Source organism: Arthrobacter sp. 2762, assembly GCF_040548745.1.
Classification (GTDB): domain Bacteria; phylum Actinomycetota; class Actinomycetes; order Actinomycetales; family Micrococcaceae; genus Arthrobacter.
On sequence record NZ_JBEPSI010000018.1, the window covers coordinates 25,698 to 40,550 of the forward strand.

Below are 14,853 nucleotides of genomic sequence, written 5' to 3' on the forward strand. Positions count from 1 at the left end.
TCACCCTAGGCTTGACCTTCGCAGGACCCGCATCATGACGACGGCGGCACAGGCACCGTGCGTCGCTGTGGTGGGAGCTGCCGGCTGGGCTGGATCCCGGCATGCCCGGGCATTCGCCAAAGCCGGTGCAAATGTCACCCACCTTGTGGAGCAGGACGAGCGGGGGTTCGCGCTGGCACAGGAGCTGGGTGCGCAGTTGGTGCCCAGCGCCCTGGAGCTGCCTGATCACCTTGACCTGGTCGTCGTGGCGTTGCCAACAACTTTGCAACCGGCCGTCTGTGCGGATCTGTTGAACAGGGGATTCCGGGTGCTGTCGGAGAAACCGGTGGCGGCAGATGCAGAAGGTGCTGCCATCATGGCCGCCGCTTCCGGAGTGAATGAACGGCTCATGGTGGGTTACACACTCCACCAGCATCCAGGCGTTCCATTCGTATCGCAGTGGGTCAGCGATAACGACGTTATTGCCATTACTGTTCGTTCGGTTGCCCATAAGCAGAACGTTGACTCATGGCGTGCCGATCCCAAGGAGGGCGGCGTTGCGGTAGTGAACGGCATTCACGCTATAGAACTGGTTTCGTCGTGGGTCAAGGGTGACCCGAAGGTCCTGGCCACCAGGGCCAGCAACAGCCTTTACGGATCTCCGGTGTCAGAACACGTGGTCTCCACCCTCGAATTCCCCTCTGGAGTGGTGTTCACCCTGCAGAGTTACTGGTCCCCTTGGCAAGAACCCGAAGGTCTCAACCAGGGCGATTGGAGCCTGACTATCGATGTCCTTGCCAATGGCGGCCGGATGTTGTGGTCAAACGATTCCCTTCACGTGTGGGACCGTGACGGCGGACAACACGAGAAAAACCTTGAGCCTTCCGACCTCTTCCTCCGCCAGGCAGAAGCGGCACTGAGGTTCTGTGCGGGTGAAACGCCTGCCGTTTCATTCGCCCAGGCACTCCGCGCCACAGAGATCGCCGATGCAATCCGGGCAGGGGCAGCCCCCGATGCCAGGGAGGGTTATCACGCAGCATCAACAGAACGCGAAATCAACAGAACGCGAACCAATGGGGACCGGCCGAACCGAGCAATATCGAGTAAGGAAATGAACATGAAGCAAGCACCTCACGCTCCGACCACAGGAGCACTGCAGTCAAGCTGCGCCCAGAGCGGAGAGAATCGATGAGCCTCAAAGACCAGGTGGTTCTGGTAACCGGATCAAGCGGAGGAATCGGTGACGCTGCAGTCAGCGCACTCACAGCCGCTGGAGCTATGGTCATCGGCGCCGACCGTTCCCCCAAAGAGGACCAGTCCCTGGAGGCGTTTTACCCCCTCGACATCACCTCGGAAAAACAATGCGCAACGGTCATACAGGACATCGAAGCCAAATACGGCCGCGTCGATGTCCTCGTGCACGCAGCCGGAGTGCTTGGCCCCACCCCTGACATCATGGAAACAACCACCGAAGAGTTCGACTCCATCCTGAGGATCAACGCCACCGCGACCTTCACCATGGTCCGGGAGACCGCAAAATCCATGCTTGCGACCGGCACCGCCGGCGCCATCGTGGTCCTGTCCTCAGTCGCGGCCAAAGAAGCACGCCTCAACTACCTGCCCTACAACGCGAGCAAGCTCGCCGTCCTCCACATCATGTGGTCCTTTGCCGAACTGCTCGGACCCAACGGCATCTCCGTGAACGCGATCGCACCAGGACCGGTGAACACACCCATGTGGGCGCAATTTGCTCGGGACTCCGGCCCGGACGCAGCAGCCAACCGAGCGAAGAGGGCAGCGCAGCTGCCGATGCGTCGGTTTGCCGAACCCGATGAAGTTGCTCGGGCCATCCTGTTCCTTTCTGATCCCGACAACCGCTACATCACGGGAGTGTCTCTCGATGTGGCAGGCGGAGCACATTTGGGAATAGGAACCTGAAGCACCCGACAGGGCTTCTCATTGGCCGCTCGTGCCGCTGTGCCCTTGCCTCACTCAACCCCAGCATTAACGCTTCAATGCTGCTCTCATGCTGAAAGGCAATTCAGCAATCAGAGACGAGTCCTTTATCTACCAAGGAGACACGTAATGCGACATCATCACACTGCCCTGCACGTTACGGATATGGAGCGCAGCGAGCGTTTTTATGTGGAAGGCCTCGGACTAACGCGTTTGGATGCGTGGACGTCGGGACCATACATCGGCGAACTCTACGGCCGCCCCGACGTTAAGGTCAGAGCCATGCTTCTCGCTACCAGTGACGGATCCTTTCGGCTGGAACTCGCCCATGCCGAGCCGCTACTGCCCGCCGTCAATCCATCAGGGGCCCAGCCGGGCACGGCTCACCTTGCCTTTACAGATATTGACGTGCGACAGGTTTATGCCAGGATGACGGCGCTTGGTTACAGCGCAGTATCCGAACCCGTTGCCCCGACCTCAGGCCCCATTGCAGGCGGGTGGCTGGTTTACCTCCTCGACCCTGACGGAAATCGCGTGGAGCTGATTCAGTCGCCAGACTGGCGCTCGAGCGAGGACTCGTAAGTCGCTCGCTGAACGACGCACTCGGTCAGCCCATGCCGCAGGGTTCGTTTCGGCACTGAGTACAGGGCGCCTCCGGCTTGAGTTGCGAAGGCAGTCAACTACGAGTTCAGGTTGAGTCTTCTCGATGGGCTGTGGGTGGGCAGGTTGCATCCTGCCCACCCACACTGCATTCAGTGTTCCAACACTCGATCCGGTCAGCTCTAACAAAATCGAGTGATCGGACGCTGCCTGGCCGTCTGCGGCAAAATGTGGCGAGCGTCTGTTAGACGTTTCTTTCATACCGGCGGTCACGTTGCCCCGGGCGGTGGCGAGTCGACCACCGTTGCCCAATGGTCTTGCCCGCCGGGCGTAGGGCACAAATGGACGTGAAAATTTCGTTATCAGCCAGATCGGCAACATCCTCCACGTTTTTGGCTTGAGCCCGACGGCGGTATGGGAACCCAGCACTGGCCGGGCCGTCAGGCGCCTAGCAAGAGCGGCGCGATAACCCATAGCCCAGAAGTGCGGCCTCCGCTCCAGTTCGAGGCATCCCTCAGCGAGTAGGACGCCCCTGGTGCCCACAGGGCAGGCCCCGTGAGCCGTCGGAAGCGGTCACGGGGCCTGCTCTGTCTGCGTTGTCGGAGAGTGCGGCTGAACGGTTGCTTCAGCTACCCCTTGACACCGCCGGAGGTCATGCCGGCAACAAACCAGCGCTGGAATGCCAGGAAGATTGAGAGAACAGGGACGAAGGCAACGACGATGAATGCGGCGAAGAGTCCCCAGAAGCTACCGAAGCCGGTGGTTATGTATCGCACTATGCCGTTCTGGACGGTCTTCATGTCTTCGGTGGTGGCGAGGACGGTGCCCACAAGGAAGTCGTTCCAAACGAAGACAAAGATGAAGATTGCCACAGCAGCGATACCGGGCCGGATGAGTGGGAGGATGATGCGCCACAAAATCTGCATACGGGAGCAGCCGTCGATTGCCGCTGCTTCCTCGATTTCGACGGGTATGTTCTCGATGAAATTTCGCAGAAACAGGATGGTTTGTCCACAGATGATTGCCGTGTAGACGATGATCAGCATTGGGTAGGTGTTGATCAAGGCGGTCTTGACGAACATGGAGTACAGCGCGATGAAAACCACGATCGCCGGGACCATGGACAGGACCAGGATCCCGGTCATCAGAGTTTCCATGCGGCGGCTCCGGTACCGCGTTGCCACGTAGGCTGCCGGGATGCAAATGGCCAGGGCAAGGACGATAGAGCCGCCCGCGTAGATCAGGGAGTTTGCGAAAAAGCGCATGTTGGTCGACGTCAGGAGACCGACATAGCCCTCGGAGGAGAATGGGGCCGGTATCCACCTTGGTGGGAATTCCAAGGTGCCCGAAGCGGTCTTCAGCGACGTGGACACAATCCATGCGACTGGAGGAAGCACGACCGCGGCGGAGAGAATGATGTATGCCCAAGCAGGGAGTGCCCGAACGAAACTGCCCAAGCGTCGCTGGCGGCGCGGGGTTGTGATGCTCACAGGCTTTCCTTCCGTCGAAAGCGAATGGCGACGAGAGTCAGAACGATGTTTACGGCGAAAAGCAGGATTGCCGTTGCTGAGGCTCCGGAGAGATCAAACTTGTCGAACATCTGGTTGTAGACGCGCATGGACAACGTCTCTGTAGAGCCGATTGGGCCTCCTCGTGTGGTGACCAAAATGATGGTGACCATCTGCACATAGAGCATGAGAAGAACTACCACGACCGAGACGATGGTGTTTCGCAAGTAGGGGAGCGTGATGTTCACAAATCCGTGCCAGGCTCCGCCACCGTCGACTTTGAGGCTTTCGCGGAGCTCTTCAGGAATCGTTTGAAGGGCGCCCAGGAAGAGGAGCATGGCTTGCGGGTAGGACCACCAGGCTGTCATCAGAGTTACTGCAACAAGCGCACTGGTAGGTGATGAGAACACATCAGTAGGACCGAATCCGAGGGATTTGGTGATCGCCGATGCTGGACCGTAGTTGGGGTTGAGGAACCAGAGCCAGATTGTTCCTGCAGTGGCCTGTGACATCAGCCAGGGCAGGAGGAAGAGGCTCCGGACGGAACGCTTGAAGCGGTGAAGGTTGTTGAGCACGATTGCAGAAAGCAGCCCCGCCGGCAAAGCGATAACCAAGGCACCGAGCGAGAACACCAAGGTTGTCCAGATGCGGCTCGGCAGGTCCGAGTCTGAGAACAGTCGGACAAACGAATTCAGGCCCGAGAATTTGCCTATCTGGTAATAAGTCGTCTCATGGAGGGCCGTCCACACTGTGTAGATGAGCGGCCCCACAAAAACAAAGAGGAAGACGGCGCTGACGGGGACGACGTAGAGCCATACCATTCGATCCCTACGGACCCGGCGAATAGCATCGACGCCTGAAGGGGAAGCCACGGTCTGGCGTGAGGTGCGGGTTGGGCTTTTTGTTGACATTATCTGTGTTCCTTCCGAGGGGAGCCTGATTTGGTCAGGCTCCCCTGATATCGGGCGGCTACTTCTTGTTGGCCGCGTCCTGCGCGGAACGGATAAAGTCGTTGCCTGACGTACCGTTGAGGGTCAGTTTCTGCCCGGCTTGGGACAGACCAGTGGCAAGCGCGGTCCAGGTGTTGGAATATGTGCGTGGCTCACTGTTGGTCTTGACGTAGGCTGCGATGTCATTGACGGTCTTTGCCTCAGGCGTGGAGAAGAACGGTTGCTGGTACGTGGCTGCCCGGGTGGGTACCTCACCGCCGGTTGCCATGAGGGCACCGGCTTCCGGCCCGGTCATGTACTCGATAAATTTCCAGGCGGCCTCGGTGTTCTTGCTGCCATTGCCTATGCCCAAGGTCCATCCAATGGTGGTACCTGTCGTGTCGCCAGTACTCGCTCTAGGCAAGGCCGTCCACTTAAGGTCTTTGTTCTGCGAGCCGAAGGAAACTGCTCGTTCAGTGCCCAAAACTGCCATGGCGACCGTGCCGCTCGCCATGCCGTCAGCTACTGTGCCGTAAGTGTCTGAAACGACGTTGCTACCCAAAGCCTTTGCGTCCCTGAGCTTGGCAAGGAAGTTGCCAAACTCGTTGCCTTCGGCTGTTGCGAAATCCGCTTTCCCATCCTTGTTCCAGATTTCCTGGTCAACCTGTGTCATGAAGCAGTTGAAGAAGGTGCTGATGATTGCCGAGTTGTCCGTGTCCGAGAAGCCGGTCCCGAAGCCGGTGAATCCTGCAGCAGCAGCTTTCCGGGCAACGTCGACAACCTGGTCGTAGGTGGTGGGAACGGTCGCGCCGATCTGGTCAAGGATCTTTTGGTTGTAGTAGAGGGCGCAGGTTCGGTATTCATAGGGCACGGCAACCGGCTTGCCGTCAGGGCCGGCAAGAGTGTCGGTCGGACGCAGCCAGTCAGTCACCTTGGAAGCAGCCTCAGGCAGCGGTGCGTAGACGCCGGCAGACGCCATCTGGGGCACTACGGGAGTGAACATCTTGAAGACGTCAGGAGCCTGACCTGCTGCCGCGGCTTGCGGCAGTCTGTTCAACATGTCGCCAAGCGAAACCACAGAGAGGTTGATCTTGATATCGGGGTTTGCCGCCTCAAACTTGGCAATGTTTTCCTTGAGTGCCTTCGAGCGCGGATTCGCCTGGCTGGGATCGAGGAAGTCCCAGTAATTGAGCGTCACGGGACCTTTGGGTTCCGAAGCCGAGGGGGAGCAGCCACTGAGGGCGAGGCCGGCCACGACAGCTGTGACGAGCGCCAAGCCCCATCGCTTTTTGATCATGAATTTCTCCTGTGAACTGGGTTGCTTATGCGGGAGCATGCCGTGCTCAATCGATGCCTACCAAACGTGGGCCACCGACGATCGGGAGGAGCCAGTTGATCATCGAGTCTCTCCTTTGAGATCGGTTGCATTTTTACGAAATTAGCAGTGAGATCGGTTGCTGAGATCGGTTGCAATAAACTTAGGGCTGATGGAGGGCTCTGTCAAGGGAACCTTTGATGCGGATTTTAGAAGTGCTGGGCTCTCGATCGGCGGCCCGCACGGCCACCGCCACACTGGTCGAACTCAACCAACATCCAGATTAAGGCTCCTCAGTCTGGGCCCGGAGATCCGGCTCCGCCGGCGCGGGCGATACCTTTCTACCCCCTGTTGTACGGAGCAGAGCGCGCAAGGTCTGGATCGTGTCGGCCTCGGCGGCGGTCTTGTCGTCACGGTAGCGCTTGACGCGTGCGAACCGAAGGGCGATTCCTCCCGGATAGCGGGGAGAGTGTTGGACGCCGTCGATGGCGATCTCGACCACGGTGACCGGCTCGATCCATACGGTGCCCGCAGTACGCCGCACCTCCAACTCCTGAAACTTTTCAGTCTGCCACTTCAGCAGCGCGTCGGTGATGCCCTTGAAAGTCTTGCCCACCATCACGTAATCGCCGGGTTCGGCGAACTCCCCAACAGGGTCCAGGGCTCCGAGATGCAGGTTCGAGAGCAGTCCGGCGCGCCTTCCTGACCCCCATTCGCAGGCGAGCACCACCAGGTCGTAGGTGAGCACCGGCTTTACCTTGATCCAGTTCGAACCCCGCCGCCCGGCGGCGTAGGACGAGCCAAGCGCCTTCACGACCACACCCTCATGGCCGGCGTCCAGCGCATCGCGCGAAACGCTCTCGGCAACAGCTGCATCCGCAGTTATTTTCCCCGGGATGCGGTGATCGGGGACAATCCGCTCGAGCACGCTGATTCGTGTGGCCAGCGGCTCGTTGAGAAGGTCGCGCCCGTCTACGTGCAGCACGTCGAAAAACCACGGATGCAGCAGTGTGGTGCGCGCCGCGTTCGCCCCGAACCGGGACATGGTCTCCTGGAACGGTCTGGGCCCGCCGTCCTCGTCGAGTGCCAGCGTCTCGCCGTCGAGGATCACATCGCGCACGGGCAGTCCGCGCACCACCTCCACCACCTCAGGCAACCGATGGGTCACTTCGGCCAGGGTGCGGGTGTAGATATGCACGTCGTCGCCGGCACGGTGCACCTGGATGCGTGCGCCGTCGAGTTTGTATTCCACGGACGCTTCCCCGGTCGCCTCCAGGGCCTCGCTGGCACTGGCCGCAGTTGCGGCGAGCATGGGCTGGACAGGACGCCCGACGACGAGGCCGACTGCGTCAAGCTCGGCGGCGGTGCCCGTGATCGCCAGCAGGGCAGTCCCGCCGAGATCGCCGGAGAGCATCGCTGCGCGGCGTACGGCCTCGACCGGGCGGCTGGCGGCACGGGCAACGGCATCCGTTAATACGCCCTCGAGCGCACCGGTACGAAGTTCTCCGAGCAGCACGCCGGCGATGAAGGTCTGCTCTCGTTCTGTGCCTTCCGCCATCAGGGTCCGAAGGATGGCGGCGCGTTCTACGCTCGAGCCAGCGCCGGCGGCTGCCTGCAGCCGGTCCAAGGCAGCGTCGAGGTGGGCGATGGTGAGAGTCGGCTCAGCAGCGGGCTTGCCCTTGGCCGCCCTCATGCCGCTCCAGCCGATCCCGACCCGGCCTTGGCGAGGCTTGGCCGTGAGCAAGCCGACCGCCGTCGGGATGTCCGCGGGGTCGAGGCGGAGCAGCAGGCCTGCCAGTTCGTTGATCTTGGCGACCCGGGAGCGGGTGGCCGCGACGGCTTCCGAGGTCCTCACGAGCTCATCGAGCAGCATAGCACCAGTCTGTCACGGCCGCCGTCCATGAACAGCGATTAAGCCCTGTCCGGACGGAGTAAACTCCGCCGCGGCGGCTTGGTGGGACCTACTTCTTAAGGCGCCAACGATAGCCAGCAGACGAACGCCCGACCCCGGCAAATTTGCTGGCAACCCACTGACTTGTGGAGCAATGCCTTGTAGTCTCATGGCACCACACCGAACCACGGCACCACCCCCGAACTACTCGAGACTTTCGGCAAGGAGAAATCATGCCCAGCGACGACGAAGCACAGGTTCTGTCCCAGTGGAGTCAGGAACTGGCCAGGGCGCTGCACATCCTGGATCTTGAGGTTGACCAGGAACTTGTCCTTGATCTGGCCAGGAAATCTGCAGACTCCGTGATCCATGCAGCAGCGCCGGTGACGGCTTTCATGGTCGGTTACGCTGCCGGGCTTGAAGCCGGGAAAGGAAGCCGGGGATCGGACGTCTTACCTACTGTGGCGACTAACAAGGCGGCAGACATCGCCTTCAGGCTCTGTTCTGACCGGGCGGAAGGAAAGGGCTGGGAGCCCACAAACCAGTCGTAAGGCCGAGAACCCCTGACCGTAAGTCTTGGCACAGGGGAGAACGCCACGACTCAGCCCGCGAAGCCGGTAGCCGACTTTAGAACAGCGGCCAGGGGACCGCCGGCATTCCGCCGCCCGGGGTCGGAAATCGTCCCGTCAGCCGGAGCCGAGCGCAGCGCGCGGTGAGCGATGCGATTTCTTCGGAAGTGAGCAGGTCCGCCAGATTCCGGCCCAGCTCGCTCTTCAGTCCTTCGGTGACGCGATCGATCCCGTCGAGTTCCTCCGCTGTCAGGGCCTCTCCCAGCCATCCCCATAGCACCGTACGCAGTTTAGGTTCGCTGTGAAAGGTGAGCCCGTGGTCCACACCGTGCCGGTGTCCGTCCCTCATGGCGAGTATGTGGTTTCCTTTGCGGTCAGCGTTGTTGACCACGACGTCGAACACCGCCATACGTCTCAGCGCCGGCGAGTCCTCGTGGACGAGGGCCACCATCCGACCGTTTTCATCTTGTCCTTCGAGAACGTGTTTCCAACCTGACTCTGGCAGGTGGTCCGCTGCAATCAGGTCCACCGCGCTTTGGGCGGGCTGTTGCTCCTGCCAGAGCTGCACCATCCCTTCGCCCAGAGGACCGTCACGCAGCCAGGTGTGCGGCACGACGTTCCAGCCGAGGACCTGCGAGACCAGGTACGCGGCCACCTCCCGGTGGGCGAGGGTGCCGTCGGGAAAGTCCCATAGGGGGCTCTCGCCCGCTATTGGCTTATAGACGACCGGCACGTCGCCGATGCTGCCGAGGAATGTGGCGTTTGAGGCCGCCGTGATGCGCCCTGAAAGCGTCAGCTCGGCGGTCATCAGGTCCAGCACCGGCATTAGACCTCGGGCAAGGTGCAGTCGTGCCCGTCCGCATCCATGGGGTAACCGCAGCGGGGGCATATCGGCCGTCCCGCCCCCACAATCTCACGGGTGCGCTTCGCGAACGCGCGGGCGGTGCCGACCGGCATTCGCACCAGCATCATTTCGGTTTCGTTAGAGCCGTCCTCAACAAGCGGTTCGTCCTCGTCATCAGCATCAACGTCGATGAGGGGGTATGCCTCGACGACGATCTGGGCTGTGGTTGGGTCCCAATCCAGGGTCATGGCGCCGGTGCGGAACTGCTCCACAGGGGGTTCAATCGGATCATTGTCGACGAGTTCAATGGGTGTACCCGTAGGAACGCTGAAGGGGTTGCCGTCGACGGTGAGAAGCTGATCGAGCAGTTCGTCGATCTTCTCCGCGAGCAGGGCCGACTGTTGCTTCTCAAGGGCAATACTCACGATCTGCGCCCCGGTCCGCACTTGCAGGTAGAACGTGCGCGCTCCGGGAAGGCCAATGGTGCCAATGGCAACCCGATCAGGCCAGGCAAACTCGTGAACGCGTGTAGGCATGCCAGTAGTTTAGGCACATGACGTTCACGTCGTCTTCTGTCCTGCACCACCGCCCACCGGTGCATCGCCCGAACGGATGCCGTTCGACAGCCATGACAGGTCACCCGCTTCGGTATTGGTCGCATGTACGCTGGGCCGACTCGCGCTGTAGTGCACGACTGATAGGGAACCGGGGCTGACGTTTATACGCTGGAACAGGTCAAGGTGCATGCCGAGCGCGTCGGCAAGGATTGACTTGATGACGTCACCGTGACTCACGGCCACCCACACGGCCCCTGGCCCGTTCCGGGCTTCGAAGGCAGCATCGTGGCGTCGAATCGCTGCCACGGACCGGGCCTGCATCGCGGCCATGGATTCACCGCCGGGAAAGACGACGGCGGACGGTTGCGACTGCACCATGGGCCACAAATCCTCGGTGGCGAGATCACCGAGCTTGCGGCCCTGCCACTGACCGTAATCGCATTCAGTGAGATCGGGATCGACTACTGCCTGCGGCGAGCCGGCCTGGCGATCGATGATGAGCCGGGCGGTCTGCCGGCAACGCTCAAGAGGGCTCGATACCACTCCGACGACGGGCACAGCAGCGAGCCGGTCACCGGCCAGGGCCGCTTGGTCGCACCCCAGTTGGTCCAGGCTGATGCCCTCGGCCCTACCCGCCAACAGTCCACTGGCGTTGGCTGTGGTGCGGCCATGCCGCACGAGAATTAGTGTTGCCATCCACCCAGCCTAGCCACCGTCTCGCTGGTGGTGTGGACCATACCGGGTCGCATCATCCGGGTTCGGTAAGGAAGAGAATCCGATGGTGAATAAGCAGGCTTCGGATAGGCCGATGAAGCCTTCCCCCAGCGGGACACACAGCGGTACAAAAGAGGTGAGGAGGGCATATTCGCCCTCCGCGCATGGTTGACAAGGAGGTCGTGGTGTCCCATCAAAATGGTGCGGGTCCGGATCAGGGCCCCTTACCCGCTGTTCCGCCGGGCGGACAGCCAACCCGCGAGACGCCAACCCGAGGGCCTGCGAGGCCGCTACCCTACGTGGTGGCAGGCCTGCTGTTGGCCACCGCGATCGTGCTCCCACTCATGCCGCAGCTGTACTCGTTCGACGCTCCACGCCTGGGCGGTATGCCCTTCTTCTACTGGTACCAATTGCTCTGGGTGCCGATCTCCGCGGGGCTCAGCGGAATCGCGTACTGGCTAGTCAGCACGGAGGATCGACGACGGCGGACAGCGGCGCGGGCAGGGAACCGAAACGGAGGGGACCGGCCATGAACGGACGCGAGATCAATTGGATAGCCCTCATCATCGTCATCGTGCTGTTCGTCATTGTCGCCGTCATGGGCTTCCTGGCCGCTCGGTGGCGCAAGCCGGACCAGGGGCTCCACAGCCTCGATGAATGGGGGCTGGGCGGTCGCGGCTTCGGAACGTGGATCACGTGGTTCCTGCTGGGCGGCGACCTCTACACGGCCTATACCTTCGTGGCGGTGCCTGCAGCGATGTGGGCCACGGGCGCGGTGACCGGTTTCTTCGCCGTGCCGTACACGATCGTCCTCTATCCGATCATCTTCATCATCATGAGCCGGCTGTGGTCCGTCTCCCACAGGCACGGCTACGTCACGTCCGCGGATTTCGTTGGCGGTCGGTACGGGAGCCGGTGGCTGTCGCTCGCCGTCGCCGTTACGGGCATTGTGGCGACGATGCCTTACATCGCCCTCCAACTTGTGGGCATCAAGGCCGTCCTCACAGTGCTCGGCCTCGGCAGCTCGGAGAACGTGCTGCTGACGGACCTGCCGCTCATCCTCGCATTCGTCGTGCTGGCCGCCTACACCTACACCTCAGGTCTGCGGGCGCCGGCCATGATCGCCGTCGTCAAGGACCTGCTCATCTACCTCTCCGTCATCGTGGCGGTCATCTACTTTCCGATCAAGTTCGGCGGCTGGGACACGATCTTCGGTGCAGCGGAAACCAAACTGGGCACAGTGAACCAGGCAACGGGCAAGCCGGCCGGGGTGTTCATCCCCGGCGGGGCCAACTACTCCGCATATTGGACGCTGGCGCTCGGCTCAGCCTTGGCGCTCTTCATGTACCCGCACTCAGTGACTGGCGTCCTCGCGTCTAAAGGCCGCAACACGATCCGACGCAACGCAGCCATCCTTCCGCTTTACTCGCTCATGCTCGGGTTCCTCGCGCTGCTGGGTTACGTGGCTATCAAAGCCGGCACCAAGCCGACCGACCTCGACGGATCGGTCAATCCCCAACTCGTGGTCCCGCAGTTGTTCCTGGACCACTTCCCTGCGTGGTTTGCCGGGGTTGCCCTCGCGGCCATTGCCATCGGGGCCCTGGTGCCGGCGGCCATCATGTCCATTGCCGCGGCGAACCTGTTCACGCGCAACGTCTACCGGGACTTCATCCGGCCCGACGTCGACCCCAAGACAGAGGCGAGCGTCTCCAAGATCGTCTCGCTGGTGGTCAAGGTTGGCGCGCTCATCTTCGTCGTCGCCATGGACCAGACCACGGCGATCAACTTGCAGCTGCTGGGCGGCATCTGGATCCTCCAGACGTTCCCGGCCGTCGTCGCCGGTCTATACACGCGATGGTTTGACCGCTGGGCGCTGCTTGTCGGATGGGCGGTAGGCATAGCCTTCGGTACCGTCTCGGCCTACAACGTCGTCAACCCGGTGACCCACGCGCATTTTGGTGGATCCGTCGCCCCCATCCCGGGAACCGACTTCACCGTGTATATCGCCGTTACGGCCTTCGCGCTCAACCTCATCGTCGCCGCTGTCCTGACCTTGGTGCTGCGGGCGCTGAAGGTGCCGGCAGGGGCGGACAAGACCCGGCCATCGGATTATGGCGCCGATGAAACCGATCCGAAGATTACCGAGATCGAGCGGACGCATCGGTTCGTGGAGCCGGGAGATGCACCGCCGGTGGCGTGAGACAGACCTGGTCGACGACGTGGGATGCGATGTCTCCCAGCGCACCGGAGCCGGCGGTTTCCCTACGCAGAGGCCAGGTCGTGGGCGATCCGGGATCGCTGAACCAGTCCTGCAGATACGCGGCCAGTACATGCCGGACCATGCCGGGCTTGCCCCCCGGCGTCTCTGGTCGGCATTCGTTGCGGAGTGAACGGTGACTGCCTCCGGTAAGTCTTCCCAAACTGCAGTATGTTCCGACGTAAGCCAGCGGATGATGTCGGCGCCCAATTCGGTATTTGGCAGGGTGCCGATGGTGGTTATTCGGCCGGACCCGGTTGCCTTGGTGACGATGGCAAGACCGCTTCGCGGAGTGGCTGGATCCGGATCCGCCCGGGGCTACGCGGTCAGGGCCTGGGCAGCGCGCTGTTGGAGGCTGCCTACAACCTGGTACGAAGCCGGAGCGGAGCTCTCTTGGAAATCAACGTCGACGGCGAGGATACCGACGCGCGTCGTTTCTATGAAGCGCATGGATTCGCCAACACCGAACCGAACCGCGTGGACCCGATGCTGTACTACTACCGGGAGCTCTAAGCAGCCGGCCCGACCAACCCCGACTCAGGGCCCCTTAAAGCATTCCTGACAAACGAGGCTGCCGTGGCATGCAGCCGCCGGACTCCCGTACCGCTGTACATGCCCGTCCAACCCTTCCGGTACCGACGGTAAGGCCGATGACCATGGCTTTAGTCCTCGTCTTCGAGGGTTTCGGCTGCGATGCGTTCCTGGGCTTCTTTGTAGGCGCGCTCGAGGTAGTTGGCAAGGTCGTCTTCGCTGACCCGCCACATGCGGCGGTTATCTTGCCTCCATTTCCACTGTAGGAATTGTTTGTTTGAGCACGGTGATTCTCGGCGTCCCGTTTAACGATCGGCGGATTCAGGCGGTCATTGCAACAGGAGGTTTTCGATCAGTTCGATCGGTTTCCTGAACTCTAGTCTTTTGCGCGGTCGGTCGTTGAGTTCCTGGGCGACCCAGTCGAGGTCTGCGGCGCTGTGGATGCTCAGGTCCGTGCCCTTGGGGAAATACTGGCGCAGCAGGCCGTTGGTGTTTTCGTTGATGCCGCGCTGCCAGGGCGAGTGAGGGTCGCAGAAGTAGATTTCGATGCCGGTGTCGATCTTCACGGTTTTCCAGTCCTGCATCTCGATGCCCTGATCCCAGGTCAGGGAATGCCGCAGCGCCTCGGGGAGCGTCTTGATCTTCGCGGCCAGTGCATCCCGCATCTGCTCGGCCTTGTACCCGTCCGGCAGGTGCACGAGCATCGTGTAATTAGTGGTCCGCTCGACCAGCGTCCCGATCGCGGACTGATTCCCTTTCCCGATGATTAAATCCCCTTCCCAATGCCCCGGAACGGCCCGGTCCTGAACCTCGGGAGGACGCTCGGAAATGTTGATCATTCCCGGGATCCGGTTCTTGCGCTGGCCGGCCTTGCGGCAGGGCTGCCTGATAGCCCGCCCGGTGCGCAGGCACGCGGTCAGATCACGCTTCAGCGCCCCGCGGGACTGCACGTAAAGGGACTGGTAGATCGTCTCGGGTGACACCCTCATCTCCGGCTCATCAGGGAACTCAACCCGGAGTCGTCCTGCGATCTGCTCGGGTGAGTACTTCTTTGTCAGGTCCTCTTCCACCTTCGCACGCAGCACGGTGTTCGTGTGCAGTTTCGCCGGTTTCGGCCGCGAGGCCCGCTCATAGGCCAGTGCGTGCGCTGAGGTCGCCCGGTAAGACAATCCTGCCACCGAGTTGCGGCGCAACTCCCGGGAA

Annotated in this window: 15 protein-coding genes and 1 pseudogene; 7 read left to right on the forward strand and 9 right to left on the reverse strand. The window is 61.6% G+C overall.

Features of this window, described 5'->3' with window-relative positions:
- The first annotated feature begins 34 nt into the window (after positions 1-34).
- The 3 genes from ABIE18_RS21610 (at position 35) to ABIE18_RS21620 (ending at position 2,517) form a co-directional block, all read left to right on the forward strand.
- The gene (locus ABIE18_RS21610) at positions 35-1,171 is read left to right on the forward strand and encodes a Gfo/Idh/MocA family protein (RefSeq protein WP_499724566.1); all 1,137 of its coding nucleotides are present in this window, start codon (positions 35-37) and stop codon (positions 1,169-1,171) included.
- Positions 1,168-1,917: an SDR family NAD(P)-dependent oxidoreductase gene (locus ABIE18_RS21615; RefSeq protein WP_499724567.1), complete on the forward strand. Its 750-nt coding sequence runs from the start codon at positions 1,168-1,170 to the stop codon at positions 1,915-1,917. The genes ABIE18_RS21610 and ABIE18_RS21615 overlap by 4 nt, the downstream gene beginning before the upstream one ends.
- A 147-nt stretch (positions 1,918-2,064) precedes the next feature.
- Positions 2,065-2,517 (forward strand): VOC family protein, encoded by a 453-nt coding sequence (locus ABIE18_RS21620; protein ID WP_499724568.1) that lies wholly within the window; start codon positions 2,065-2,067, stop codon positions 2,515-2,517.
- A gap of 647 nt (positions 2,518-3,164) precedes the next feature.
- Here ABIE18_RS21620 and ABIE18_RS21625 read toward each other — a convergent pair.
- The 4 genes from ABIE18_RS21625 to ABIE18_RS21640 form a co-directional block, all read right to left on the reverse strand.
- On the reverse strand, positions 3,165-4,025 hold the full coding sequence (locus ABIE18_RS21625; protein ID WP_499724569.1) for a carbohydrate ABC transporter permease: 861 nt from the start codon (positions 4,023-4,025) through the stop codon (positions 3,165-3,167).
- Positions 4,022-4,954 carry a carbohydrate ABC transporter permease gene (locus ABIE18_RS21630; protein WP_499724570.1) on the reverse strand — a complete coding sequence of 311 codons (933 nt, stop codon included), beginning with the start codon at positions 4,952-4,954 and terminating at the stop codon, positions 4,022-4,024. The genes ABIE18_RS21625 and ABIE18_RS21630 overlap by 4 nt, the downstream gene beginning before the upstream one ends.
- A 58-nt stretch (positions 4,955-5,012) precedes the next feature.
- Positions 5,013-6,269, reverse strand: coding sequence for an ABC transporter substrate-binding protein (locus tag ABIE18_RS21635; protein ID WP_499724571.1), 1,257 nt, complete (start codon positions 6,267-6,269; stop codon positions 5,013-5,015).
- Between the two features lie 301 nt (positions 6,270-6,570).
- Entirely contained in the window at positions 6,571-8,160 is a 1,590-nt protein-coding gene (locus ABIE18_RS21640) for an ATP-dependent DNA ligase (protein ID WP_499724572.1), read from the reverse strand.
- Positions 8,161-8,411: 251 nt separating this feature from the next.
- On the opposite strand from ABIE18_RS21640, the gene ABIE18_RS21645 reads away from it, so the two are divergent.
- On the forward strand, positions 8,412-8,729 hold the full coding sequence (locus ABIE18_RS21645) for a DUF6457 domain-containing protein (protein ID WP_499724573.1): 318 nt from the start codon (positions 8,412-8,414) through the stop codon (positions 8,727-8,729).
- 76 nt (positions 8,730-8,805) lie between these two features.
- Here the strand turns inward: ABIE18_RS21645 and ABIE18_RS21650 are convergent, their stop codons facing one another.
- From ABIE18_RS21650 to ABIE18_RS21660, 3 genes are read right to left on the reverse strand one after another with little or no spacing between them, the layout of a single operon-like run.
- Positions 8,806-9,573, reverse strand: a complete 768-nt coding sequence (locus tag ABIE18_RS21650) for an SCO1664 family protein (RefSeq protein WP_499724574.1) — start codon at positions 9,571-9,573, stop codon at positions 8,806-8,808.
- Positions 9,573-10,127, reverse strand: a complete 555-nt coding sequence (locus ABIE18_RS21655; protein ID WP_499724575.1) for a DUF3090 domain-containing protein — start codon at positions 10,125-10,127, stop codon at positions 9,573-9,575. Before ABIE18_RS21655 ends, ABIE18_RS21650 begins: the two co-directional genes overlap by 1 nt.
- A 24-nt stretch (positions 10,128-10,151) precedes the next feature.
- Positions 10,152-10,844, reverse strand: coding sequence for an MSMEG_4193 family putative phosphomutase (locus ABIE18_RS21660; protein ID WP_499724576.1), 693 nt, complete (start codon positions 10,842-10,844; stop codon positions 10,152-10,154).
- A 203-nt stretch (positions 10,845-11,047) separates the two neighbouring features.
- Here ABIE18_RS21660 and ABIE18_RS21665 point away from each other — a divergent pair, with 203 nt between their 5' ends.
- Together ABIE18_RS21665 and mctP are read left to right on the forward strand one after the other, a co-directional pair.
- Entirely contained in the window at positions 11,048-11,395 is a 348-nt protein-coding gene (locus ABIE18_RS21665) for a DUF3311 domain-containing protein (RefSeq protein ID WP_499724577.1), read from the forward strand.
- Positions 11,392-13,062 (forward strand): monocarboxylate uptake permease MctP, encoded by a 1,671-nt coding sequence (gene mctP / locus ABIE18_RS21670; RefSeq protein ID WP_499724578.1) that lies wholly within the window; start codon positions 11,392-11,394, stop codon positions 13,060-13,062. The genes ABIE18_RS21665 and mctP overlap by 4 nt, the downstream gene beginning before the upstream one ends.
- A gap of 4 nt (positions 13,063-13,066) precedes the next feature.
- Here the strand turns inward: mctP and ABIE18_RS21675 are convergent.
- Positions 13,067-13,216 (reverse strand): annotated as a pseudogene (locus ABIE18_RS21675) (Gfo/Idh/MocA family protein); the annotation flags it as partial.
- Between the two features lie 74 nt (positions 13,217-13,290).
- Between ABIE18_RS21675 and ABIE18_RS21680 the strand changes: the two are divergent.
- Positions 13,291-13,632 (forward strand): GNAT family N-acetyltransferase, encoded by a 342-nt coding sequence (locus tag ABIE18_RS21680; protein ID WP_499724579.1) that lies wholly within the window; start codon positions 13,291-13,293, stop codon positions 13,630-13,632.
- A 347-nt stretch (positions 13,633-13,979) separates the two neighbouring features.
- Here ABIE18_RS21680 and ABIE18_RS21685 read toward each other — a convergent pair.
- The coding region (locus ABIE18_RS21685) for an IS30 family transposase (RefSeq protein ID WP_499724580.1) at positions 13,980-14,853 on the reverse strand (874 nt) is incomplete at its 5' end.

Excerpts from the sequence above, each read along its gene's own strand:
- ABIE18_RS21620 (WP_499724568.1), top strand. The coding sequence starts at position 2,065 with ATGCGACATCATCACACTGCCCTGCACGTTACGGATATGGAGCGCAGC.
- ABIE18_RS21610 (WP_499724566.1), top strand. The coding sequence starts at position 35 with ATGACGACGGCGGCACAGGCACCGTGCGTCGCTGTGGTGGGAGCTGCC.
- mctP (WP_499724578.1), top strand. The coding sequence starts at position 11,392 with ATGAACGGACGCGAGATCAATTGGATAGCCCTCATCATCGTCATCGTG.
- ABIE18_RS21645 (WP_499724573.1), top strand. The coding sequence starts at position 8,412 with ATGCCCAGCGACGACGAAGCACAGGTTCTGTCCCAGTGGAGTCAGGAA.
- ABIE18_RS21615 (WP_499724567.1), top strand. The coding sequence starts at position 1,168 with ATGAGCCTCAAAGACCAGGTGGTTCTGGTAACCGGATCAAGCGGAGGA.
- ABIE18_RS21635 (WP_499724571.1), bottom strand. The coding sequence starts at position 6,269 with ATGATCAAAAAGCGATGGGGCTTGGCGCTCGTCACAGCTGTCGTGGCC.
- ABIE18_RS21680 (WP_499724579.1), top strand. The coding sequence starts at position 13,291 with ATGTTCCGACGTAAGCCAGCGGATGATGTCGGCGCCCAATTCGGTATT.
- ABIE18_RS21630 (WP_499724570.1), bottom strand. The coding sequence starts at position 4,954 with ATGTCAACAAAAAGCCCAACCCGCACCTCACGCCAGACCGTGGCTTCC.
- ABIE18_RS21650 (WP_499724574.1), bottom strand. The coding sequence starts at position 9,573 with ATGCCGGTGCTGGACCTGATGACCGCCGAGCTGACGCTTTCAGGGCGC.
- ABIE18_RS21660 (WP_499724576.1), bottom strand. The coding sequence starts at position 10,844 with ATGGCAACACTAATTCTCGTGCGGCATGGCCGCACCACAGCCAACGCC.
- ABIE18_RS21655 (WP_499724575.1), bottom strand. The coding sequence starts at position 10,127 with ATGCCTACACGCGTTCACGAGTTTGCCTGGCCTGATCGGGTTGCCATT.
- ABIE18_RS21640 (WP_499724572.1), bottom strand. The coding sequence starts at position 8,160 with ATGCTGCTCGATGAGCTCGTGAGGACCTCGGAAGCCGTCGCGGCCACC.